General features: G+C 71.7%; 20 protein-coding genes. 9 read left to right on the top strand and 11 right to left on the bottom strand.

Annotated elements, in window-relative coordinates:
- The first annotated feature begins 451 nt into the window (after positions 1–451).
- Together P8A18_RS23065 and P8A18_RS23060 are read left to right on the top strand one after the other, a co-directional pair.
- Positions 452–2,389 carry a DEAD/DEAH box helicase gene (locus tag P8A18_RS23065; RefSeq protein ID WP_306057222.1) on the top strand — a complete coding sequence of 646 codons (1,938 nt, stop codon included), beginning with the start codon at positions 452–454 and terminating at the stop codon, positions 2,387–2,389.
- Between the two features lie 177 nt (positions 2,390–2,566).
- Positions 2,567–3,412 (top strand): alpha/beta fold hydrolase, encoded by an 846-nt coding sequence (locus P8A18_RS23060; RefSeq protein ID WP_306057220.1) that lies wholly within the window; start codon positions 2,567–2,569, stop codon positions 3,410–3,412.
- A 24-nt stretch (positions 3,413–3,436) separates the two neighbouring features.
- Here P8A18_RS23060 and P8A18_RS23055 read toward each other — a convergent pair whose 3' ends face one another.
- Positions 3,437–4,324 carry an NYN domain-containing protein gene (locus tag P8A18_RS23055; RefSeq protein WP_018549854.1) on the bottom strand — a complete coding sequence of 296 codons (888 nt, stop codon included), beginning with the start codon at positions 4,322–4,324 and terminating at the stop codon, positions 3,437–3,439.
- A gap of 220 nt (positions 4,325–4,544) precedes the next feature.
- Here P8A18_RS23055 and P8A18_RS23050 point away from each other — a divergent pair, with 220 nt between their 5' ends.
- The gene (locus tag P8A18_RS23050) at positions 4,545–4,697 is read left to right on the top strand and encodes a DUF8834 family protein (protein WP_018549853.1); all 153 of its coding nucleotides are present in this window, start codon (positions 4,545–4,547) and stop codon (positions 4,695–4,697) included.
- Positions 4,698–4,824: 127 nt separating this feature from the next.
- On the opposite strand, the gene P8A18_RS23045 is transcribed toward P8A18_RS23050, so the two are convergent.
- From P8A18_RS23045 to P8A18_RS23035, 3 genes are all read right to left on the bottom strand, one after another.
- Positions 4,825–5,430, bottom strand: a complete 606-nt coding sequence (locus tag P8A18_RS23045) for a MarC family protein (RefSeq protein WP_306057216.1) — start codon at positions 5,428–5,430, stop codon at positions 4,825–4,827.
- A gap of 151 nt (positions 5,431–5,581) precedes the next feature.
- Positions 5,582–6,448, bottom strand: coding sequence for a PHP domain-containing protein (locus P8A18_RS23040; RefSeq protein ID WP_306057214.1), 867 nt, complete (start codon positions 6,446–6,448; stop codon positions 5,582–5,584).
- A 75-nt stretch (positions 6,449–6,523) separates the two neighbouring features.
- Positions 6,524–7,168: a DUF6758 family protein gene (locus P8A18_RS23035; protein ID WP_306057213.1), complete on the bottom strand. Its 645-nt coding sequence runs from the start codon at positions 7,166–7,168 to the stop codon at positions 6,524–6,526.
- A 168-nt stretch (positions 7,169–7,336) separates the two neighbouring features.
- On the opposite strand from P8A18_RS23035, the gene P8A18_RS23030 reads away from it, so the two are divergent.
- A complete protein-coding gene (locus P8A18_RS23030; RefSeq protein ID WP_306057208.1) occupies positions 7,337–8,584 on the top strand; it encodes an MFS transporter in 1,248 nt (415 codons plus the stop codon).
- A gap of 5 nt (positions 8,585–8,589) precedes the next feature.
- On the opposite strand, the gene P8A18_RS23025 is transcribed toward P8A18_RS23030, so the two are convergent.
- Positions 8,590–9,174 (bottom strand): suppressor of fused domain protein, encoded by a 585-nt coding sequence (locus tag P8A18_RS23025; RefSeq protein WP_026249266.1) that lies wholly within the window; start codon positions 9,172–9,174, stop codon positions 8,590–8,592.
- A 409-nt stretch (positions 9,175–9,583) separates the two neighbouring features.
- Between P8A18_RS23025 and P8A18_RS23020 the strand changes: the two genes are divergently transcribed.
- Both P8A18_RS23020 and P8A18_RS23015 read left to right on the top strand, forming a co-directional pair.
- On the top strand, positions 9,584–10,705 hold the full coding sequence (locus tag P8A18_RS23020) for a magnesium and cobalt transport protein CorA (protein WP_306057206.1): 1,122 nt from the start codon (positions 9,584–9,586) through the stop codon (positions 10,703–10,705).
- 36 nt (positions 10,706–10,741) lie between these two features.
- Positions 10,742–11,257, top strand: a complete 516-nt coding sequence (locus P8A18_RS23015) for a hypothetical protein (protein ID WP_306057205.1) — start codon at positions 10,742–10,744, stop codon at positions 11,255–11,257.
- Positions 11,258–11,262: 5 nt separating this feature from the next.
- Here the strand turns inward: P8A18_RS23015 and P8A18_RS23010 are convergent, their stop codons facing one another.
- The gene (locus P8A18_RS23010; RefSeq protein ID WP_306057203.1) at positions 11,263–12,027 is read right to left on the bottom strand and encodes a hypothetical protein; all 765 of its coding nucleotides are present in this window, start codon (positions 12,025–12,027) and stop codon (positions 11,263–11,265) included.
- 204 nt (positions 12,028–12,231) lie between these two features.
- Here P8A18_RS23010 and P8A18_RS23005 point away from each other — a divergent pair, with 204 nt between their 5' ends.
- The 3 genes from P8A18_RS23005 to P8A18_RS22995 all read left to right on the top strand — a co-directional run bounded on the left by P8A18_RS23005 (position 12,232) and on the right by P8A18_RS22995 (position 15,268).
- On the top strand, positions 12,232–13,506 hold the full coding sequence (locus P8A18_RS23005) for a magnesium transporter MgtE N-terminal domain-containing protein (protein WP_306057201.1): 1,275 nt from the start codon (positions 12,232–12,234) through the stop codon (positions 13,504–13,506).
- Entirely contained in the window at positions 13,496–14,050 is a 555-nt protein-coding gene (locus tag P8A18_RS23000) for a DUF1003 domain-containing protein (RefSeq protein ID WP_306057200.1), read from the top strand. The genes P8A18_RS23005 and P8A18_RS23000 overlap by 11 nt, the downstream gene beginning before the upstream one ends.
- Positions 14,051–14,134: 84 nt before the next feature.
- Positions 14,135–15,268: an Mrp/NBP35 family ATP-binding protein gene (locus P8A18_RS22995; RefSeq protein WP_306057198.1), complete on the top strand. Its 1,134-nt coding sequence runs from the start codon at positions 14,135–14,137 to the stop codon at positions 15,266–15,268.
- Positions 15,269–15,359: 91 nt separating this feature from the next.
- Here the strand turns inward: P8A18_RS22995 and P8A18_RS22990 are convergent, their stop codons facing one another.
- The 5 genes from P8A18_RS22990 to sigE form a co-directional block, all read right to left on the bottom strand.
- Positions 15,360–16,019 carry a hypothetical protein gene (locus P8A18_RS22990; protein WP_306057197.1) on the bottom strand — a complete coding sequence of 220 codons (660 nt, stop codon included), beginning with the start codon at positions 16,017–16,019 and terminating at the stop codon, positions 15,360–15,362.
- A gap of 117 nt (positions 16,020–16,136) precedes the next feature.
- Entirely contained in the window at positions 16,137–16,613 is a 477-nt protein-coding gene (locus P8A18_RS22985) for a sec-independent translocase (protein ID WP_306057195.1), read from the bottom strand.
- A 99-nt stretch (positions 16,614–16,712) separates the two neighbouring features.
- The gene (locus tag P8A18_RS22980; RefSeq protein WP_306057193.1) at positions 16,713–18,422 is read right to left on the bottom strand and encodes a trypsin-like peptidase domain-containing protein; all 1,710 of its coding nucleotides are present in this window, start codon (positions 18,420–18,422) and stop codon (positions 16,713–16,715) included.
- Positions 18,423–18,544: 122 nt separating this feature from the next.
- On the bottom strand, positions 18,545–19,549 hold the full coding sequence (locus P8A18_RS22975) for an anti-sigma factor family protein (protein ID WP_306057191.1): 1,005 nt from the start codon (positions 19,547–19,549) through the stop codon (positions 18,545–18,547).
- On the bottom strand, positions 19,546–20,307 hold the full coding sequence (sigE, locus tag P8A18_RS22970; RefSeq protein ID WP_306057190.1) for an RNA polymerase sigma factor SigE: 762 nt from the start codon (positions 20,305–20,307) through the stop codon (positions 19,546–19,548). Before sigE ends, P8A18_RS22975 begins: the two co-directional genes overlap by 4 nt.
- Positions 20,308–20,458 lie beyond the last annotated feature (151 nt).

Raw genomic sequence — 20,458 nt, 5'->3', positions numbered from 1 at the left:
GCAGCGCAGAATAGCCCGCCCGCAGGGGTGCGGAACGGTCCGGCCGCCGACCGACGTCACACCCTTCCGACGAATTCGCCCAACACAGATGCGCGGATCCGGGGTACAGTGGTAATGCGCTTACTGAGCACTTTGCATCTGCTCGTGGCGCGAAATTGAATGAGGATGCCCGGTCGGTGGCCCGATCGGCTCCGACCTGACAGCCCTCCACGCGGTGCGTGCGACACGTACGACCGCACCATGAGGGGCCCCCTCAGCGGCACGAGCGCTCTGAGCGACGGCAGTGGTCCCGCGCCACCCGGCCCATCCCGGCCGGATGACCAACCCGGCACGGTACGACCCCCTTCGTTCGCCTCGGGCCGCGTCTCACAGAAGAGGCAGCACCCTGACTACGTTCCGAGACCTCGGGATTCTTTCCGAGACCGCCGAGGCCCTTGAGGCCGTCGGCATCATGTCCCCCTTCCCCATCCAGGAGCTCACGCTCCCCGTCGCCCTCTCCGGCTCCGATGTCATCGGGCAGGCCAAGACCGGCACCGGCAAGACCCTCGGTTTCGGTCTGCCGCTGCTGGAGCGCGTCACCGTCCTCGCCGATGTCGAGGCGGGCCGCGCCAAGCCCGAGGAGCTGACCGACGCTCCGCAGGCCCTCATCGTCGTGCCCACCCGCGAGCTGTGCCAGCAGGTCACCAACGACCTGCTGACCGCCGGCAAGGTGCGTAACGTCCGGGTCCTCGCGATCTACGGCGGCCGGGCGTACGAGCCGCAGGTCGAGGCCCTCAAGAAGGGCGTCGATGTGATCGTCGGCACCCCGGGCCGGCTGCTCGACCTGGCGGGCCAGCGCAAGCTCGACCTCTCCAAGGTCCGCGCGCTCGTCCTCGACGAGGCCGACGAGATGCTCGACCTGGGCTTCCTGCCCGACGTCGAGCGCATCATCACGATGCTGCCGGCCAAGCGCCAGACCATGCTGTTCTCGGCCACCATGCCGGGCGCGGTCATCTCCCTCGCGCGCCGCTACATGTCGCAGCCGACGCACATCAACGCCACCTCGCCCGACGACGAGGGCACGACCGTCAAGAACACGGCGCAGTACGTCTACCGCGCCCACTCGATGGACAAGCCCGAGATGGTCTCGCGCATCCTCCAGGCCAACGGCCGCGGGCTCGCGATGATCTTCTGCCGCACCAAGCGCACCGCGGCCGACATCGCCGAGCAGCTGGAGAAGCGCGGCTTCGCCTCCGGCGCGGTCCACGGCGACCTCGGCCAGGGCGCCCGCGAGCAGGCGCTGCGCGCCTTCCGCAACGGCAAGGTGGACGTACTGGTCTGCACCGACGTCGCCGCTCGCGGTATCGACGTCGAGGGCGTCACGCACGTCATCAACTACCAGTCGCCCGAGGACGAGAAGACCTATCTGCACCGCATCGGCCGGACCGGCCGCGCGGGCGCCAAGGGCATCGCGATCACGCTGGTCGACTGGGACGACATCCCGCGCTGGCAGCTGATCAACAAGGCCCTGGATTTGAAGTTCCCGGACCCGGTCGAGACGTACTCCACCTCCCCGCACCTGTACGAGGAGCTCGACATCCCGGCCGGCACCAAGGGTGTCCTGCCGCGCACCGAGCGGACCCGGGCCGGTCTGCGGGCCGAGGAGATCGAGGACCTCGGTGAGACGGGCGGCCGCGGCCGCAAGTCCGCCGCCCCGGCGCCCGCCGTCCGCGAGGAGCGCCCGCCGCGTACCCCGCGTCAGCGCCGCCGCACCCGTGGCGGCTCGGCCCTCGCCGAGGGCGCGGCGACCGTGCCCGCACCGGCCACCGAGGCCGTGACCGAGGCAGCGGCGCCCGCCGACGCCGTGGAGGGCCCGCGCACCCCGCGCCGCCGCCGGCGCACCCGCGTCGGTGCGGCGGACATCGCGGCCGAGGCAGCGGTCGCCGTGGCCGAGGCCCCCGTGGCCGTCGAGCCCGAGGCCGGGGCCGAGCCGAAGAAGCGCACCCGGACCAGGACGGCCAAGCCCAAGGCGGAGGCCGTCGTGGACGCCGTGGCCGCTGAGCCGGTGACCGACGAGACGGTGACCGAGGCGGCCAAGCCGCGTCAGCGCCGCGCCCGGGTGGCCAAGCCGGTGACCCAGGAGGCGGACTTCCAGACCGCGCCCGTCGCCGAGCCGGAGGCGCCCGCCGTCACCCGGCCGCGCCGCCGCGCCCGGGTGATCAAGCCGGCCGAGGACGAGGTCGACTTCCAGATCGCTCCGGTCTCCGAGCCCGAGCCGCCGCGCCGCCGCACCCGCGCGGTCTCGAAGCCCAAGACGGAGGCCGTGGCGGAGACCGCGACCGCCGAGGGCGAGGCCAAGCCGCGCCGGCGCCGGGCACCGCGCGCCGCCGCCGCGAAGGCCGAGAGCTAGGACCCGTCCGCAAGGTCCCGTCGTACGCCCGAAGGGCGTGGCCCGCGGCAGGCCTCGCGGGCCGGGCTGGGCTTTGCGGACACGGCCCGGCGGACGACTCACCGCCTGCGGGACGGCCCCGGGGACTTCCCCGGGGCCGTCCCGCGTACCCGGCCGCACAGGTTCTAACCTCGTCCCATGAGCAGGCCACCCACCTTCACCCCGCCCCCCTGCGCGCGGGCCCGCGCGCTGCACACCGCGCGCGGCGACTTCGCCGTGCTGGACGCCTCCCCGCCCGCCGCCCCGCGCGGCACCGCCCTGCTGGTTCCCGGGTACACGGGCAGCAAGGAGGACTTCATCGCGCTGCTGGAACCCCTCGCGGACGCCGGATACCGTGCCGTCGCCGTCGACGGGCGCGGGCAGTTCGAGACCCCGGGGACGGACCGCCAGGAGAGCTACGCCCAGGAGGAGCTGGCCCGTGACGTGCTCGCGCAGGCGGCCGCGCTCGGTGCGGGCGAGGACCCGGTGCATCTGGTGGGGCACTCGCTCGGCGGGCAGATCGGCCGGGCCGCCGTCCTCCTGGACGTCGCGCCGTTCCGTTCGCTGACCCTGATGTCGTCGGGGCCCGCCGCCGTGGTGGAGGCGCAGCGGGTCAAGCTGAAGATCCTGGGCGACGCGCTGGCGACCATGACCATGGACGACGTCTGGGCGGCGATGCGTGCCTTCGACCCGCCGGCCGAGGCGGACACGGACGGCGAGGACCTGCGGCGGCGCTGGCTGCGCCACCACCCGGCCCAGCTGATCGCCACGGGCCGCCGGCTGGCCGCCGAGCCGGACCGGGTGGCCGAGCTCGCCGCCGCCGGGCTGCCGGTCCATGTGCTCTCCGGCGAGAGCGACGATGTGTGGCCGGTGCCCGTGCTGGACGAGATGGCGGTACGGCTGGGCGCCCGCCGGACCCGGATCGGGGGTGCGGAGCACTCCCCCAACACGGACCGGCCGGACGCCACGGCCGCCGCGCTCGTCTCCTTCTGGGACGGCCTCTGAGGGCTGTCAGTACCGCGAGGGCTGTCAGTACTGCGCTTTGAGGTGCTGCCAGAAGCCGTCGCGCAGGGCCCTGCGCAGGGGGGCGTAGCCGCGCAGTGAGCGCTGGAGGAGGCGTTCGGCCTCGTTCAGCAGGTCCTGGTCGACGGAGCCCGGCAGATACGGATGGCCGGGCAGCAGGTCCGCCAGGGACTCGCGGCCCCGTGCGGCGAGCCAGGCACCGGCGATCTGGGCTCCGACGAAGCGGACGTCCTCGCGCGAAGGCGCGGGGGCGTCGTCCTCGTAGGTGGTGACGGCGCGTCTGGTGACGTAGGGGCTGCAGAAGTCCAGGTCGAAGGTGCGCTGGCTGTCCACCTCCCAGAGCAGCGGCTCCGCCTGGTTGCGTCCCTCGCCCGCCTCGATGCCCCAGAGGTGGACCCGGGCTCCGTAGCCCTGGGCGGCCTCGACGGCCGGGACCAGGTCCTCGTCGCCGCCGATGAGCGCGGCGTCGCTGATGGCGCGGTGGCGGGCGAGGGACTCCAGGTCGGTGCGGATGAGGGAGTCGACGCCCTTCTGCTGGTTGTTGGCGTTGAGGTTGCCGAGTCTGACCTTGACGTCGGGGAGTTCGGCGATGGCCTGCTGCTCGGTGGTGTGGATACGGCGTCTGGCTCCGTCGTACCAGTACACGCGGAGCAGTCTGCTGTCCGCGAAGATGGTGCGGGCCTTGTCGATGAAGGCCTCGATCAGCCCTTCGGCGTCGAGGTCGAAGGAGCGCCGGTCCTCGGTGCCGGTGACGAGCAGCCCGGCGGCGGCGTACACATAGCCCGCGTCCACGAAGATCGCGTGGGTCGAGGGGGTCTTCGAGACCTCGGCGAGCACCCGCTGGAGCAGGGTGTTGGTGCGGTCCAGCCGCTCGCCGATCTCCGCGTCGTTCATGCGGTTCCCGTCGGGGAGCCGGTCGTGCGCACACGCGTGATTACCCGCTGGTACTTAGACATCCAAAAAATTTCCTTAGCGTAGGGAATGTTTGCAGGGGGCAAGCCGTTGTACCCCCTGTGGAGCGCACGACAGTCATGCCTGGCGCTCCTCATCCTTGCGGACGGGAGACCGTCCTCCAGTAGTTCTCCAGCAGGAGGATCAGACGAAGGGAAGCCGTATGCGCTTCGAGATCATGCGACTCAGCGATGTCGACGGTACCGCCGTGGACAGCACTGTTGTGGACGCCGCCTCCGTCAACCGGATCGTGCAGCAGGCCGCCGCGACGGGCCAGCGCATCTATATCCGACCGGCCGAAAGTCCGGCTTCGTAACACCTTGTTGAGCACCTTGCCCAGCGCCTTGCCGATGTGAATGGTCGACGTAACGAAGACGAAGCGCCCCCGTACGGAATGTCCGTACGGGGGCGCTGTGGTGTGCGGGCCGGACACCGGGCCGGGGTCAGGCGCCCTGGATGACCTGGGTGACGCCGTTGATGATCTGCTGCACGGCGATGGCGGAGAGCATCATGCCCGCCAGCCTGGTGACGAGCACGACGCCGCCGTCCTTGATGACGCGGATGATCAGCAGCGAGTAGCGCATGGTCAGCCAGAGCACGACATGCATGGCGACGATCGCCGACCAGACCGACACCTGGCCCGCCACGCTGTCGGCGTGCTGCACGGCGAGGATCACCGAGACGATCGCGCCGGGTCCCGCGAGCAGCGGCATGCCGAGCGGTACGAGGGCGACGTTGACGTCCTTGGTCTGCGTCGGTTCGTCGGTCTTGCCGGTCAGCAGGTCGAGCGCGATCAGCAGCAGGAGCAGCCCGCCGGCGATCATCAGCGCGGGGACGGAGACGTGCAGGTAGTCCAGGATCTGCTGGCCGAGCAGGCCGAAGACGGCGATCACGCCGAACGCGACGGCGACGGCCTGGAGGGCCATCCGGCGCTGCATCCGGGCGGGGCGGCCGGCGGTGAGGGCGAGGAAGATCGGGGTGATCCCCGGTGGATCCATAATCACAAAAAGGGTGAGAAAAAGGGATCCGAAGACAGCGACGTCGAACACGGTGAGCCTTGCGAGGAGAGAGCGGGAACGCGGTGGGTGGCCGCGGGGAAGAGGCGCGCCACAAGACCGCCGGGCGGTCCGGACGGACAGCCGGGGGCGGCCGGTGCGCGGGTGGGGGTGAGCGGTGCGAACGGGCGGGGCCCGTGTGCCGTTACGAGGCGGTGGGTCCGCCGGCGCCCGGCACCGGGAAGGCTCCCGTGGCGCGCCGGGTGATCTCGCCGTAGATCTCGGGGTCGGTGGTGTACGCGCCGAGCTCCACGGTCTTGCGGCTGCCGTGGTAGTCGCTGGAGCCGGTGGTCAGCAGCCCCAGCTCGCCGGCGAGTGCGCGCAGCCGGGTCCGGGTCGGCTCGTCGTGGTCCATGTGGTCGACCTCGATGCCGTCGAGCCCGGCGGCCGCCAGTTCGGCTATGGCGGACTCGGGGACCGTACGGCCGCGTTTGACGGCGGCCGGATGGGCGAGGACGGTGACGCCGCCGGCGGCCTTGACCAGCCGGACGGCGTCGAAGGGGTCCAGCTCGTGCTTGTCGGCGTACGCGCGTCCGCCGTCGCCGAGCCAGTCGGGCGTGAAGGCGTCGGAGACGGTCTCGACGACGCCGAGCTCGACCAGGGCGGTGGCGACGTGCGGCCGGCCGACCGAGCCGTCCCCGGCGATCCGGGCGACCTGCTCCCAGGTGACCGGCACGCCCAGCTCCTGGAGCTTGCGCACCATGGTCCGGGCGCGCGGCACCCGGTCGTCGCGCACCAGCTCGCGCTCGCGGGCGAACGCGGGCTCGTCCGGGTCGAAGAGGTACGCCAGCATGTGCAGGCCCACGCCGTCGATACGGCAGGACAGCTCGGCGCCGGTGACGAGCGTGAGCCCCTCAGGGAGTGCGCCGATCGCCTCGGCGTGGCCGCGCACGGTGTCGTGGTCGGTGAGGGCGACGACATCGAGGCCCGCGGCCGCGGCGTTGCCCACCAGCTCGGCGGGGGTGTCCGTACCGTCGGACGCGGTGGAGTGGGTGTGCAGGTCGATGCGCACGACACGGACTCCAGTGCTCGCGGCCGATAGGGGACACCCAAGGATAACCGGCGCGCGGGACCCCTCCGGCCCCGCTCAGGGCCTGGTCAGCAGGCGGGGCGTGAGCGCGCCGCAGGGCACCAGGTCGACCTCTCCCCCGGCGTCGCGCAGGTCGGTGAGGACCAGCTCGTCGTACATGAGGAGCCCGGACTGCTCGGGCCAGACGATGGCCCACAGCCACAGCCCGCGCGCCTCGCCCGCGAAGACGGCGCGGTCGGCGGGGGCGTCCTTGACGTGCCAGAGCGGCGTCGGGCGGCCCGCGGCGAGGACCTTGGCGTCCGGGGGGCCGTCCACCCGCAGTCCCGGCCCGGGATCGGGCCCCTCGATCCCGGCGTACCGCGCCCCGAGTCCGACGCCCAGCTCCTCGGCGACGAGCAGCAGCTCGCCCATGCCGCCGAGCGGTCCCGGTCCGGTGCAGGCGACGGCGGTGGCCCGGCCCCCGCTGCGGTCGTCGCCGGCGCAGGCCACGCCCGTGAACAGCCAGCCCACCGGCAGCGGCCACGGCATCCAGACGGGCACCTGCGCCCGGTGCACCACGACCCCGAGCGCCTCGACGCTCGGCGGGATGACCGGCTGGAGCGGGTGCACGCTGCCGTGGGCGTCGCACTGCCAGGTGTCGGCAAAGAGACCCGGCGCCCTGACCCGGCCTGCGCACTTCGGGCAACTTGGTTCGCCCCTCATACCGTCCAACGGTCCTCCCCGGCCGTCGCCGCGTCAAGGACGATCACCCCTCGGCCGAGCGGGATCGCTCCTGCTCCCACCGGCCAATTTAGATGTAGCTTGCACTCATTAGATCCTCTAACTTATTCTGTGCATAACGCATCGATCTAGCGGAGAGTGAGAAGGCCCATGCGGAGCGAGTCCACACCGGGAGAGGATCCATTCGATCAGGAGACGGTCAGCCTCCTGCGCCAGCCGAAGGCCGTCTGGGCGACGGCGGGCGCGTCCGTCGTCGCGTTCATGGGAATCGGCCTGGTGGACCCGATCCTGCCGTCCATCGCCAAGGGACTGGAGGCGACACCGAGTCAGGTGTCGCTCCTGTTCACCTCGTACTTCCTGATCACCGCCGTCGCGATGCTCGTCACCGGATTCGTCTCCAGCCGCATCGGCGGCCGCAGGACGCTGCTGGCCGGACTGGCGCTCGTGGTGGTCTTCGCGGCCCTCTCCGGCACCTCGTCGTCCGTCGCCGAACTCGTCGGCTTCCGGGCCGGCTGGGGCCTGGGCAACGCCCTCTTCGTCTCGACCGCGCTCGCCGTGATCGTCGGCGCCGCGGCCGGCGGCAGTTCGGCGGCGATCCTGCTGTACGAGTCGGCGCTCGGCCTCGGCATGGCCTGCGGGCCCCTGCTCGGCGCGCTGCTCGGTGACGCCAGCTGGCGCTACCCGTTCTTCGGGACGGCCGCGCTGATGGCGATCGGCTTCGTCTGCATCACGGCCTTTCTGAAGGAACAGCCCAAGCCCGCCCGCAGGACGTCACTGCTCGACCCGGTCAAGGCCCTCGGCCACGGCGGGCTCGCCTCCGTCGCCGCCTCCGCGTTCTTCTACAACTACGCGTTCTTCACGATCCTGGCGTTCACGCCGTTCGTGCTGAACATGACGCCGTACAAGTCCGGCGCCGTCTTCTTCGCCTGGGGTCTGCTGCTCGCGGTCTTCTCGGTGCTCGTCGCGCCCCGGCTCCAGAGGCGCTTCGGCTCGCTGAAGGTGCTCGGCGCCTCGCTGGTGCTGTTCGCCGCCGACCTGGTGGTCCTCGGCTACGGCAGCCACACGACGGCCATCGTCTGCACCATCGTCTCCGGCGCCCTCATCGGCATGAACAACACCGTCTACACGGAGCTGGCACTCGGCGTCTCGGACGCCCCGCGCCCGGTGGCCAGCGCCGGCTACAACTTCGTCCGCTGGTTCGCCGCGGCGGCGGCGCCCTACCTGGCCCCCAGGATCGAGGAGTGGAGCAACATCCACATCCCGTTCGTCGTCGCCGCCGTCGCCGCGCTGCTGGGCGCCGTCGTGGTCCGGGTCAGGCGCTCCGCGCTGACCCACGAGGCCGAGGAACTGGAGCCGAAGCACGCCACCGAGGACGGTGTCACCGTCTTCGCGGGCTGACCCCGTCAGTCCAGCGTCACCGAATGTCGCAGGGGATCGCGCAGGTCCGTCCCCTGCGACAGCCATCTCTCCTGGAGCTCCTGCGCACCGCGGACCCGCTTCCAGGCGGCCTCGTTGTGCGTCATCGGCAGCAGCGGCAGAAAGCGCACCGGCTCCGCCGGCTCATCCAGTTCCAGGTCCGCCACCAGACCTCCGCCCTCCGCGACGAGCACCGAGGTGAACGGGGCCCCGGGCCACAGCGGTTCGCCGACGTCCAGCGAGGCCCCGGGCGCCACGATCAGGCCCTCCACCTGGGGGGACGCCGCCAGCACCGCGAGCTTGCGCAGCACCTGGTCGGTGTCGGCGAGCCCGCCCCGTACCGACAGCACCAGCTCGGCGCGCGGGCCCTTCACCGGGTCGGCGAGGGCGGCGGTCGGGTCGGACATCGGCTGGGCGGACATACCGAGCGTGGCGTACCGCACGATGTCGCCGTCGATGAATCGGAGCACCTCGATCCGGTCCGTCCCGAGAAACGTCACTGCCGCGCGTGCGTCCGGTTCACCCAGGGCCGTCCGCAGACGCGCCTCGACCAGCGCAAGAATTTCTGCCATGCGGCGAGCATAGGACGCGTATGGAACGGGCAAAGGAAGGGATTGGCCCTGAACCGGCTGCTAGCCTGGGGTCCCGGCCGGGACAGCACGCAGAAGCGTCGCTCTCAAGTCCCGGCGCAACGTCATCCCCCAAGGGGGACCGACCGGAGGAGGTGGGGCTGCGGTGGATCCAAGTCGACCGTGCAGTACCAACCGCTCTTCCGCTCGACACCTTTCCGCGTGAACTGACGCCTCCCCGGTCAAGGCCACGGCATTTCGCACGACGGAAGAGCACGTCTTTTTTTGCCTGTCTGTAGCGATCGCCGTCATCGCGCTGCCGCGGTGCCGCCCGCTTTGCGGATGTGAGCCCACGTCCCCATTCCGGGCTGTTCCACGCCCTCGCCGACGGCCCTCCGTGAAGGAGCCAGCCATGTCGATGATCCGTGACCTGCGCGCCGTCGTGCGCCCGTCCCTGCGCAGGAACACCGTCCTGCACAACAGTTACGACGCCACCCGTGACCCCTCCGCCTCCAGCGCGGTCGTCGACTGCGCGGTCTACCGCGACGGCCGTCGCATCGCCGAGCAGGACGGCACCTGCCGCACGCCGCACGAGGCGATGCTCCGGGTGCGGGAGAGCGGCGGTTTCGCCTGGATCGGCCTGCACGAGCCGACCGAGGAGGAATTCGCGGGCATCGCCCGGGAGTTCGGGCTGCACCCGCTGGCCGTGGAGGACGCCGTCCACGCCCACCAGCGGCCCAAGCTGGAGCGGTACGACGACACCCTGTTCACCGTCTTCAAGACCATCCACTACGTCGAGCACACCGAACTGACCACGACCAGCGAGCTCGTGGAGACCGGCGAGGTCATGTGCTTCACCGGCCGGGACTTCGTCATCACCGTGCGGCACGGCGGCCACGGCTCACTGCGGGCGCTGCGCCACCGCCTGGAGGAGGACCCCGAGCTGCTCGCCAAGGGCCCCTCCGCGGTGCTGCACTCCATCGCCGACCACGTCGTGGACGGATACATCGCGGTGGTGGGCGCGGTGCAGGACGACATCGACGAGGTGGAGATCGAGGTCTTCTCCACCCCGGACAAAGGCAGTTCGCGCGGCTCGGACGCGGGCCGGATCTACCAGCTCAAGCGCGAGGTGCTGGAGTTCAAGCGCGCCGTCTCGCCGCTGCTGCGCCCCATGCAGCTGCTCAGCGAGCGGCCGATGCGGCTGATCGACCCCGACATCCAGAAGTACTTCCGGGACGTCGCGGACCACCTGGTGCGGGTCCAGGAAGAGGTCATCGGCTTCGACGAGCTGCTGAACTCGATCCTCCAGGCCAATCTGGCGCAGGCGACCGTCGCGCAGAACGAGGACATGCGCAAGATCACGTCCTGGGCGGCCATCGTCGCCGTACCGACGATGATCTGCGGCGTCTACGGCATGAACTTCACCAACATGCCGGAGGTGCACTGGCGGTACGGCTACCCCATGGTGATGGGCGTCATCGCCGCGGTCTGCTTCTCCATCCACCGCATGCTCAAGCGCAATGGCTGGCTCTGACGTCCTCCCCAGTACCGGACGTTCTAAGCTCTGCCCATGACTGCTGCTGACACGCTGCTCGGGCCGGCCCTCGTCGAGGAGGCCACGAAGAAGTCGGGCCTCATCTGGGTGCGCGGCACCGGCCCCGCGCGGGCGCTGTGGCACGTGTGGCACGAGGGGGCTGCGCATCTGGTCGGTGACGGCCCGGGTGAGCAGCCGTTCCCGGCCGGCCTCACCGACGGCGCCACCGCGGAGGTGACCGTCCGCAGCAAGGACAAGGGCGGCCGCCTCGTCGCCTGGTCGGCATCGGTGACCGAGCCGACGCCGCACTCGAAGGAGTGGGAGGCCGCGGTCGCCGAGCTGAAGGGCAAGCGGCTGAACGCCCCGGACGCGGAGCGGATGACGGAGCGGTGGGCCCGCGAGTGCCGGATCGTACGGCTCACGCCCCGCGACGCCCGCACCGAGCTGCCGGACACCTCGGGGGCGGCCGCGCCGCTGCCCACCCCGGCGACGACCCGGCTCCCGGTCCCGGCGGGCCTGCCCCGCCTCCTGAAGCGCTCGCTGCGCAAGTAACCCGGTTACGAGGAGGGCGACGTCTTCGGCAGCTGCTTGCCGTAGTCGACCGTCTCGTCCTCGGCGGGGGCCTTGAGCGTGAAGTCCTTGCCCCAGTCCGCGAGCGTGACGACGCCCCCGCCGCCGCCCCGGGCGAAGCGCAGCGGATACGGCTTGCCCTCCAGCGACACGTCCAGCGCGCCGCCCTTGCCCTCGCCGCCCATGATCCGTACGGTGCGCACCCCGGCGACCTTGTCGCGGTCGCCCTTGGTCAGCTCGCCGTGCAGCGTGAGCAGCCCGTCGAGCAGCACCTTCTTGTCGGTGAAGCCGCTCAGCTGCTTGTACGTGGGGTCGTCCTCGGGGACCTTGACGTACTTGTCCTCCAGCTTGTCCGCCGCCGAGGCGCCGTCGGCCCCGTCCTTCTCGTCGTGGCTCCAGAAGCCGGCGTCGGCCTTGAGGTAGAGCTCGTCACCGATCCGCAGCAGCGCGAAGGTGCTGTTCTTCGAGGTGACGGAGCCCGCGCCGCCCTTGTTCTTGAGCCGCATGTCGATCTTGTACGTGCCGCCCTTGCTCACCAGCGTGCCGGCGAGGCGCACCGCGTCCGCGGCGTCCGCCGCGGTCTGCGCCTTCTTCTCGATCTCCGGTGCGGAGAGTCTGCCGACTCCGTTGGTCCCCTCGTCCGGGTCCTCGCTCCCGCACGCGGTCAGGGCCGCGGTCAGCCCCGCGCAGAGCACGACGGCGAGCGGGACGGTCCGGCGGCGGGCCCGGACGGACGGCACGAAAGAGGTCACAGGCGCACTGCCTCTCATCTTCATGGTGGGGGGTGGCAGACGGCAGCGTACCCGGGCGGCCTACGCCATTGGGCGCAGAGCCGTACGGACGGTCCACCGGGGCGGTCCGCAGGGGTACGGGCTAGCCTGATCACGTCATAACAGGGCAATAACTGTCGAAAGCGGGCGGGCCGCGCGGCCCGACGCGAGCGAGGAGGCACAGGCATGACACCGGTCACGCCCCGCGTCTTCGTCTCGCACCTGTCCGGTGTGCCGGTCTTCGATCCCAACGGCGACCAGGTGGGCCGCGTCCGTGACCTGGTCGCGATGCTCCGGGTCGGCGGCCGCCCGCCCCGGCTGCTCGGCATGGTGGTCGAGGTGGTGAGCCGGCGCCGGATCTTCCTGCCGATGACCCGGGTGACGGGCGTCGAGTCGGGACAGGTGATCACCACGGGCGTGGTCAACATGCGGCGCTTCGAACAGCGGCCCACCGAACGCCTGGTGCTCGGCGAGTTCCTCGACCGCCGGGTGCGCCTGGTGGAGACGGACGAGGAGGTCACCATCCTGGACGTGGCGATCCAGCAGCTGCCGGCCCGCCGGGACTGGGAGATCGACAAGTACTTCGTCCGCAAGGGCCGCGGCGGGGCGCTGCGCCGCAAGGGCGAGACGCTGACCGTCGAGTGGTCGGCCGTGAAGGGTTTCTCGCTGGAGGAGCACGGGCAGGGCGCCGAGTCGCTGGTGGCCACCTTCGAGCGGCTGCGCCCCGCCGACGTCGCCAACGCCCTGCACCACCTGTCGCCGAAGCGCCGGGCGGAGGTCGCCGCGGCGCTGGACGACGACCGGCTCGCCGACGTCCTGGAGGAACTGCCCGAGGACGACCAGATCGAGATCATCGGCAAGCTCCAGGAGGAGCGCGCGGCGGACGTCCTGGAGGCGATGGACCCGGACGACGCGGCCGACCTGCTCTCCGAGCTGCCGGAGGAGGACAAGGAACGGCTGCTGACGCTGATGCGGCCGGGCGACGCGGCGGACGTGCGGCGCCTGATGTCCTACGAGGAACGCACGGCGGGCGGGCTCATGACGACCGAGCCGGTCATCCTGCGCCCGGACGCCACCGTCGCCGACGCGCTGGCCCGGGTCCGCCGGTCCGACCTGTCCCCGGCGCTCGCCGCGCAGGTGTACGTGTGCCGGTCGCCGGACGAGACGCCGACCGGGAAGTACCTGGGCACCGTGCACTTCCAGCGGCTGCTGCGCGACCCGCCGTTCACCCTGGTCAGCTCGCTCCTAGACAGTGATCTGGTGCCGCTGCCGCCGGACACCCCGCTGTCGGTGGTGACCAGCTATCTGGCGGCGTACAACCTGGTGTCGGTGCCCGTGGTGGACGAGAGCGGCTCGCTGCTCGGCGTGGTGACCGTGGACGACGTCCTGGACCACCTGCTGCCCGACGACTGGCGCGAGACCGACTTCCACGGCCAGGAGGGGGTGCTCCGTGGCCGCTGAGGACCGTGCCAGGGCGTCGAACGGCGCGACGGCGCTGACCCGTACGCCCAGGACCCGGCTCGACCAGCCGAGGGCGCCGCGCCGGAAGCTGCTGCCGGAGTACGACCCCGAGGCGTTCGGCCGGTTCTCGGAGCGCATCGCGCGCTTCCTGGGCACGGGCCGGTTCATCGTCTGGATGACGCTGATCATCATCGTGTGGGTGGTGTGGAACATCTTCGCCCCGACCGGCGTCCGGTTCGACGAGTACCCGTTCATCTTCCTCACCCTGATGCTCTCGCTCCAGGCCTCGTACGCGGCCCCGCTGATCCTGCTCGCGCAGAACCGGCAGGACGACCGCGACCGCGTCACGCACGAGCAGGACCGCACGCAGAACGAGCGCTCCATCGCCGACACCGAGTACCTGACCAGGGAGATCGCGGCGCTGCGGATGGGGCTCGGCGAGGTCGCCACCCGGGACTGGATCCGCTCCGAACTGGAGGACCTGGTGAGGGATCTGGACGACCGGCGCGCGCCGGCCTCCGCGGAGAGTGACGAAGACCGCTGACGGGCCCTACCCACGCGTACGCTACGGCGCCGTACCTCCCTCCCGTCACGCGGGGAGCGCTCCGCGCACCCGTACTATCGATGTATGGCTACGGAAGACGCGGTGCTTGAGGCACTGGCGACAGTGAACGACCCGGAGATCCACCGCCCGATCACCGAGCTGGGCATGGTGAAATCGGTCGACATCGATCCTGACGGTGTGGTCGCTGTCACGGTGTACCTCACCGTCTCCGGCTGTCCGATGCGCGAGACGATCACCAGGAACGTGACCGAGGCGGTGGCCCTCGTCGAGGGCGTCTCGCGGGTCGAGGTGACCCTCGACGTCATGAGCGACGAGCAGCGCAAGGACCTCGCGGCGTCGCTGCGCGGCGGTACGGCCGAGCGCGAGGTGCCCTTCGCCAAGCCCGGCTCGCTGACCCGGGTGTACGCGGTCGCCTCCGGCAAGGGCGGCGTCGGCAAGTCCTCGGTGACGGTGAACCTCGCGGCGGCGATGGCGGCGGACGGGCTCAAGGTCGGCGTCGTGGACGCGGACATCTACGGGCACAGCGTGCCGCGGATGCTCGGTGCGGACGGCAAGCCCACCCAGGTCGAGAACATGATCATGCCGCCGTCCGCGCACGGCGTGAAGGTCATCTCCATCGGCATGTTCACCCCGGGCAACGCCCCCGTGGTGTGGCGCGGCCCGATGCTGCACCGCGCGCTCCAGCAGTTCCTCGCCGATGTGTACTGGGGCGACCTGGACGTCCTGCTGCTCGACCTGCCGCCGGGCACCGGTGACATCGCGATCTCGGTCGCCCAGCTCGTGCCGAACGCGGAGATCCTGGTCGTCACGACCCCTCAGCAGGCCGCGGCCGAGGTGGCCGAGCGGGCCGGTTCGATCGCCGTCCAGACCCACCAGAAGATCGTCGGCGTCGTCGAGAACATGTCCGGCATGCCGTGCCCGCACTGCGACGAGATGGTCGACGTGTTCGGCTCCGGCGGCGGCGCCCGGGTCGCCGAGGGGCTGACGAAGACGGTCGGCGCCGAGGTGCCGGTGCTCGGCTCCATCCCGATCGACGTACGGCTGCGTGAGGGCGGCGACGAGGGCAAGCCCGTCGTGCTGTCCGACCCCGACTCCCCCGCCGGCAAGGCACTGCGCACCATCGCGGGCAAGCTGGGCGGCCGTCAGCGCGGCCTGTCGGGCATGTCGCTGGGCATCACCCCGCGCAACAAGTTCTGACACCGGACACGCGCGCGGAAGGCCGGGGCCAGATGGCCCCGGCCTTCCCCGTCCCGTGCCCGGTCATGCGCGTACGCCGTCCCGGGCCGGGTCAGGCGTACGACTCGACGTCCTTGACCTCCGAGAAGCCCAGGCCGTACGCGCTCATCCCGCGCCCGTAGGCGCCGATGTGCACCCCGCCGGGCGCGGAGCCGGCCAGTACCCAGCCGAACTCCGACTCGCGGTAGTGGAAGGGCACCGGCACACCGTCGACCGGCAGGGACAGCGCCGACCAGGCGGGGCCCTCCAAGTCGTCGGCGAGTTCGAACGCCGTCTCCGTCTGCTGGTCCAGCCAGTCGTCGCGCAGGGTGTGGTCCAGCTGCGGGGGCCAGGTGCAGGCCAGCAGGCCCGAGCCCGCCAGCCAGGCCGCGGAGGAGACCGTCGTGGCCTCCAGGACCCCGGTGCCGTCGCCGCTGCGCCGTACGGGGCTGCTGCCCACGGTGACCACGACCGCGAAGCGCTGTTTGTCCGCGCCGGAGTCGCCCCGCACCAGGGGCTCGTCACCGTGGCCGATGGAACCGTGCTGCACGGAGCCGTCCGCCGCGGTGCCCAGCGGCATCAGCCGGCGCGGGCCGGTGAACGCCTCGTCCAGCGCGTACCAGGGGAAAGGGGACCGCAGATAGTCGTCGACCACGAGCCGGGCCGCCGGGACCGCCTCCGCCGTGACCGTGTCCGGCGCGTCCTGTGCGCCCACCCGACTCGTTGTCTCCATCAGCCCGGCCGCCTCCTCGATCCATAGGGTCCGGAGCGGCCCGCCCCCCGCGGGCGTCTCACAACCGGACAGATGGAGAATAGCCATACCGTCCGGGCGACCCGGGATTGGCAGCCCTCAGGTGGCGTCCGCGTCGAACGGCGGCGGGGTGTCCTTCGGCGGCTGCCCGCCCTTCTTGAGCAGGTCGGGGGCGCCCTTCGAGCCGTTCGCCGCGGTGACGGACGCACCGCCCGACACGCCGGTCTTCGCCTCGACGGACTCCGTGCTCCGCCCGTTCACCACATCGGTGATCTCGGTGACTTCCTTGCGCAGGTCGAAGCTCTCGCGGATCTCCTTCAGCCCCAGGTCGTCGTTGCCGTCCATGAGCTGCTTGCGGACGAACGTCTTGGGGTTGAGGTCCTCGAACTCGAAGTCCTTGAACTCCGGCCCGAGCTCCGTGCGGATGTCTTCCTTGGCGCTCTCCGAGAACTCACGGATCTTGCGGATGAAGCGGGAGGCATCCTGGATGACCTTGGGCAGCTTGTCCGGACCGAAGATGAGCACGCCGAGAATCGCGAGCGTCAGCAGCTCCAGTGCGCCTATGTCGTTGAACACCTTGCGGCTCCTCGTCTTCTCCGCGACCAGCTCGGATGAGGTCCGGACTCGGCCCACGGTACCCGGGGAATCTGTCCGGACGGTAGCTTCCCGTGGCCGTCACGTGCCGGTTGCCGACCCCAGGGTCAAAGTTATGGACAGGTCTTTACCACCACGGGTCAGGGTGAACTCAAGACGGTCCCCCGGCCGGTGCGAGCGGATCTTGACTATCAGCTCCTCGCCGCTGTGCACCCGCTTCCCGTCCACCCCGGTGATGATGTCGTCCGGCCTGATGCCCGCCTTGTCCGCCGGACCGCCCGGTGTCACGGGCGAGGCGCCCCGGGCGCCCGACCCGACCTTGGCGCCGTCCCCGGTGTACTTCATGTCGAGAGTGACACCGATCACGGGGTGGGTCGCCTTGCCGGTGTTGATCAGCTCCTCGGCGACGCGCTTGCCCTGGTTGATCGGGATGGCGAAGCCGAGGCCGATGGACCCGGCCTGCCCGCCCTCGGCCGAGGAGCCGCTGTCGGCGGCGCGGATGGCGCTGTTGATCCCGATGACGTGGGCGTCGGTGTCCACCAGCGGGCCGCCGGAGTTGCCCGGGTTGATCGGGGCGTCGGTCTGGAGCGCGTTGACGTAACTGACGTCGCTGCCGTCGCCCTTCTCGCCGCCCGCGGTGATCGGCCGGTCCTTGGCGCTGATGATGCCGGAGGTGACGGTGTTGGACAGGTCGAACGGGGCTCCGATGGCCACCACCGGGTCGCCGACCTGGACGTTGTCGGAGTTGCCCAGCGGCAGCGGCTTCAGCCCGGAGACGCCGCTGACCTTGACCACGGCCAGGTCGTAGCCGCTGTCCTTGCCGACGACCTCTGCCCTGGCGGTCTCGCCCCCGCTGAACGTCACGGTGATCTCGCCGGAGGAACCGGCCGGGGCGACCACGTGGTTGTTGGTGAGGATGTGGCCCCGGTCGTCCAGGACGAAGCCGGTGCCGGTGCCGGACTCGGTGGTACCGCTGACGTGCAGGGTCACCACGCTGGGCAGGGCACTGGCCGCGATGCCCGCCACGCTGTCCGGGGCGCGGCCGCCGCCGTCCCGCTCGTCCTGCGGCAGCTCGACGCTGGTGAGGCCGCCGTTGCGCTCTATGTAGGCGCCGATCCCGCCGCCGATCCCGCCCGCGACCAGGGCGAGGAGCAGCGCGCCGACCAGCGTCGCACCGCGCCGGTTCTTCCGCCGGCCGTCGGGGAGCGGGGGGCCCGGCTGGGTGACGAGGGGCTGCCGGGGCGCCCCCCAGGGGTCGTAGCTCTGCCACTGCGGGGCCGGCGGGTGCTGTGCGGGCGCGTGCGCGGCCTCCTGCGGCTGCTGGGGCGCCGTCGGGGGTGGGAAGGCGGGCGCCGGGTCGGCGGGCGCGAGGGTCATGCCCGCGCCGTTCGTCCCCGCGTACGGCGGCGGTACGGGCGTGCCGTGCGGGGGCGTCGGCCGCTGCACGGGAGGGGCGGGCGCCCACGGTCCGGGGCCGCCGTAGGGCGGCGTGCTGTACGGGTCCGGCTCGTGCAGGGGCTGTGCGGGACGCGGGGTGTCGACGGCCACGGGGGCTTCCCCGGCATCGGGAGCCCCGGCGGCCCCGGGCGCCACCGGGGACCCGGGCGTCGCGTGCTCCCGCTGCGCGGTCTCCGGCTCCTGGCCGGGTGCGGGCGGCGCGCCGGCCGTGTCCGTCGGCGACGGGGCCGCGTCCTGGACGGTCGGCTCATCGGACGCCGTGGGGGTGGTGCGCCCCGCCGTGGGCCGGCTCCACCACTTCGCCCTGGGCTCGGTCGGCTTCCCGTCGTCCATCGTCTCCCCGCAACTGCCGCAACCGGCCTCCGCACGCCCCCGCAGGGGCGTCCCACCCGAAAATCCTGCCGGAATTCAACCAGGTTTGAGCCGGACCTGTGCAGCCCGTGCGGGCCGCTGGATCAGCGACGCGGGGAGAGCGGCAGCCCGTGGTCGGAGGAGGCCGGTTTCGCGGCGGCCGACGTGGGCGGCAGAAAGGACGTCGCCGAGCGGACGGGCAGGACCGGATCGAGCCCGCTGCCCAGGGCATGGGTGAGCAGGGAATCGGCCCCACCGGGGCGTATCAGCGCGGGCTCGGACTCGTCGGAGCGGAGGGAGAGTCCGAACGGGCTCGCCGTCAGCCGGCCGGTGGCCAGGAGCGAGGGCGCCGGGGTGTACGCGGGGGGCGCGGTGTTCACCACCAGGGAGACCGGGAGGTCGTCCCGGCGCTGCGCGGTGAGCGATCCCTGCCCCGAACCGCTCCGGCGGCCGGCCGTGGCGCCCGTACCGGCGCGGGTGTTGGCGTCGACCGGGGTCACGGTGTTGCCGGAGCCTCCGGCGCGGGTGTTGGCGTCGGAGCCGGTGCTCGTCGGCAGGGCGCCGCCGAGCGCGATGGCGGCCAGCGAGACGGCGCTCGCGGCGGCGAAGGCGAACCTGCGGCCCCGCCAGGGCGAGCGGTCGGCCTCGCGGCCCACCTCGTGGATGCGGAAGACGGAGCCGGCCGGTCCCGCGGGGAGCGCGGTGCCGGAGCCGTGGACGGTCGGGAGGTAGCCGAAGCCGTCCAGGGGGCCGCCGCCCGGGGTGAGGTCGGCCCTGCCGTTCGCGGGGCGCGTCCCGGGCACCGGTCCGTCACCGAATCGCCCGGAGCCGCCCAGGGGTCTTCCCTGACGGTCGTCGTCACCACCCGGCGGGCCGCCCGGAAGGCCCTGGAGGCGGGCCAGGAACCCCTCGGAGGGCGAGGGAGGGGCCGCCTGCGCGAACACGTCCTTCAGGCGGCGCTGGGCGGCCGCCTCGGCCTTGCACCGGGCGCAGGTCGCGAGGTGGGCGAGGACCCGGTCGCGGGCGTCGTGTTTGAGCTCGCCGTCGACGAGCGCGGCGAGGCGGTCCCCCAGGTGTTGTTCCGCGGGGGTCGGAACTGTGCCGCTCACGCCGTGCCGCCCTCCCCTGCCAGGAGGGCGCCCGCCAGCGAGCGCTGCTCGGCGCGCGCCTCGGGCGAGCGGTGCCGCAGCGCCTTGCGCAGGTGGGAACGCCCGCGGTGGATGCGGCTGCGCACCGTACCGAGCTTCACGCCGAGCGTCGCGGCGATCTCCTCGTACGACAGTCCCTCGATGTCACAGAGCACGACGGCGGCCCGGAACTCGGGCGCGAGGGTGTCCAGCGCCTGCTGGACGTCCGCGTCGAAGTGGGTGTCGTTGAACACTTGCTGGGGGGAGGGCTCGCGGCTGGGCAGGCGCTCGGCCGCGTCGTCCCCGAGGGAGTCGAAGCGGATGCGCTGCTTGCGGCGGACCATGTCCAGGAAGAGGTTGGTCGTGATGCGGTGCAGCCAGCCCTCGAAGGTGCCGGGCGTGTACGTCGACAGCGAACGGAAGACACGGACGAAGACCTCCTGCGTGAGGTCCTCGGCGTCGTGCTGGTTTCCTGTCAGCCGGTAGGCAAGGCGGTAGACACGACCGCTGTGCGTGCTGACGATCTCTTCCCATGTGGGCGGGGTCCACGCCTGGGATTCCGCATCTGAGGCGAAGGTCGCGGTCGGTGCGGAGTCGTTGGAAGAACGGTCAGCAATGTCGGTCACGGATTTCGGCTCACCCGCCGACCTGAGAAAGCGCCGCAGCACTCCTCCCCGATCCACAGGCGCAGCCGCACCTCCCCTGTCGGCTCTGGTGGTGTCCAGTGGAACCCCTACCATAGCCACCTCGCCCGTTAGCTCCGGATAAGCCTTTTTCCAGCTGGGGCCGGGGATCTCCCCGGAACCGCCGCCCGCGCACCGGACCCGGTCGGCGGGCCTGATCCACGGGCTTTCCCCCGCGCTTACACAACGCCCGGTCCCATCTGCGGGT

Origin of the sequence: Streptomyces sp. Mut1, from assembly GCF_030719295.1 — a bacterium.
Lineage (GTDB): Bacteria > Actinomycetota > Actinomycetes > Streptomycetales > Streptomycetaceae > Streptomyces > Streptomyces castrisilvae.
Note: the sequence above shows the minus strand (reverse complement) of the source record. Positions and strands in the feature narration are given on the sequence as shown.

What these genes read in the sequence shown, in the direction of transcription:
- P8A18_RS23035 (WP_306057213.1), bottom strand. Translation starts at nt 7,168, where the DNA reads ATGAGGGGCGAACCAAGTTGCCCGAAGTGCGCAGGCCGGGTCAGGGCG.
- P8A18_RS23025 (WP_026249266.1), bottom strand. Translation starts at nt 9,174, where the DNA reads ATGGCAGAAATTCTTGCGCTGGTCGAGGCGCGTCTGCGGACGGCCCTG.
- sigE (WP_306057190.1), bottom strand. Translation starts at nt 20,307, where the DNA reads ATGGTAGGGGTTCCACTGGACACCACCAGAGCCGACAGGGGAGGTGCG.
- P8A18_RS23020 (WP_306057206.1), top strand. Translation starts at nt 9,584, where the DNA reads ATGTCGATGATCCGTGACCTGCGCGCCGTCGTGCGCCCGTCCCTGCGC.
- P8A18_RS23055 (WP_018549854.1), bottom strand. Translation starts at nt 4,324, where the DNA reads ATGAACGACGCGGAGATCGGCGAGCGGCTGGACCGCACCAACACCCTG.
- P8A18_RS22980 (WP_306057193.1), bottom strand. Translation starts at nt 18,422, where the DNA reads ATGGACGACGGGAAGCCGACCGAGCCCAGGGCGAAGTGGTGGAGCCGG.
- P8A18_RS23050 (WP_018549853.1), top strand. Translation starts at nt 4,545, where the DNA reads ATGCGCTTCGAGATCATGCGACTCAGCGATGTCGACGGTACCGCCGTG.
- P8A18_RS23030 (WP_306057208.1), top strand. Translation starts at nt 7,337, where the DNA reads ATGCGGAGCGAGTCCACACCGGGAGAGGATCCATTCGATCAGGAGACG.
- P8A18_RS22995 (WP_306057198.1), top strand. Translation starts at nt 14,135, where the DNA reads ATGGCTACGGAAGACGCGGTGCTTGAGGCACTGGCGACAGTGAACGAC.
- P8A18_RS23065 (WP_306057222.1), top strand. Translation starts at nt 452, where the DNA reads ATGTCCCCCTTCCCCATCCAGGAGCTCACGCTCCCCGTCGCCCTCTCC.
- P8A18_RS22990 (WP_306057197.1), bottom strand. Translation starts at nt 16,019, where the DNA reads ATGGAGACAACGAGTCGGGTGGGCGCACAGGACGCGCCGGACACGGTC.
- P8A18_RS23015 (WP_306057205.1), top strand. Translation starts at nt 10,742, where the DNA reads ATGACTGCTGCTGACACGCTGCTCGGGCCGGCCCTCGTCGAGGAGGCC.
- P8A18_RS23005 (WP_306057201.1), top strand. Translation starts at nt 12,232, where the DNA reads ATGACACCGGTCACGCCCCGCGTCTTCGTCTCGCACCTGTCCGGTGTG.
- P8A18_RS23060 (WP_306057220.1), top strand. Translation starts at nt 2,567, where the DNA reads ATGAGCAGGCCACCCACCTTCACCCCGCCCCCCTGCGCGCGGGCCCGC.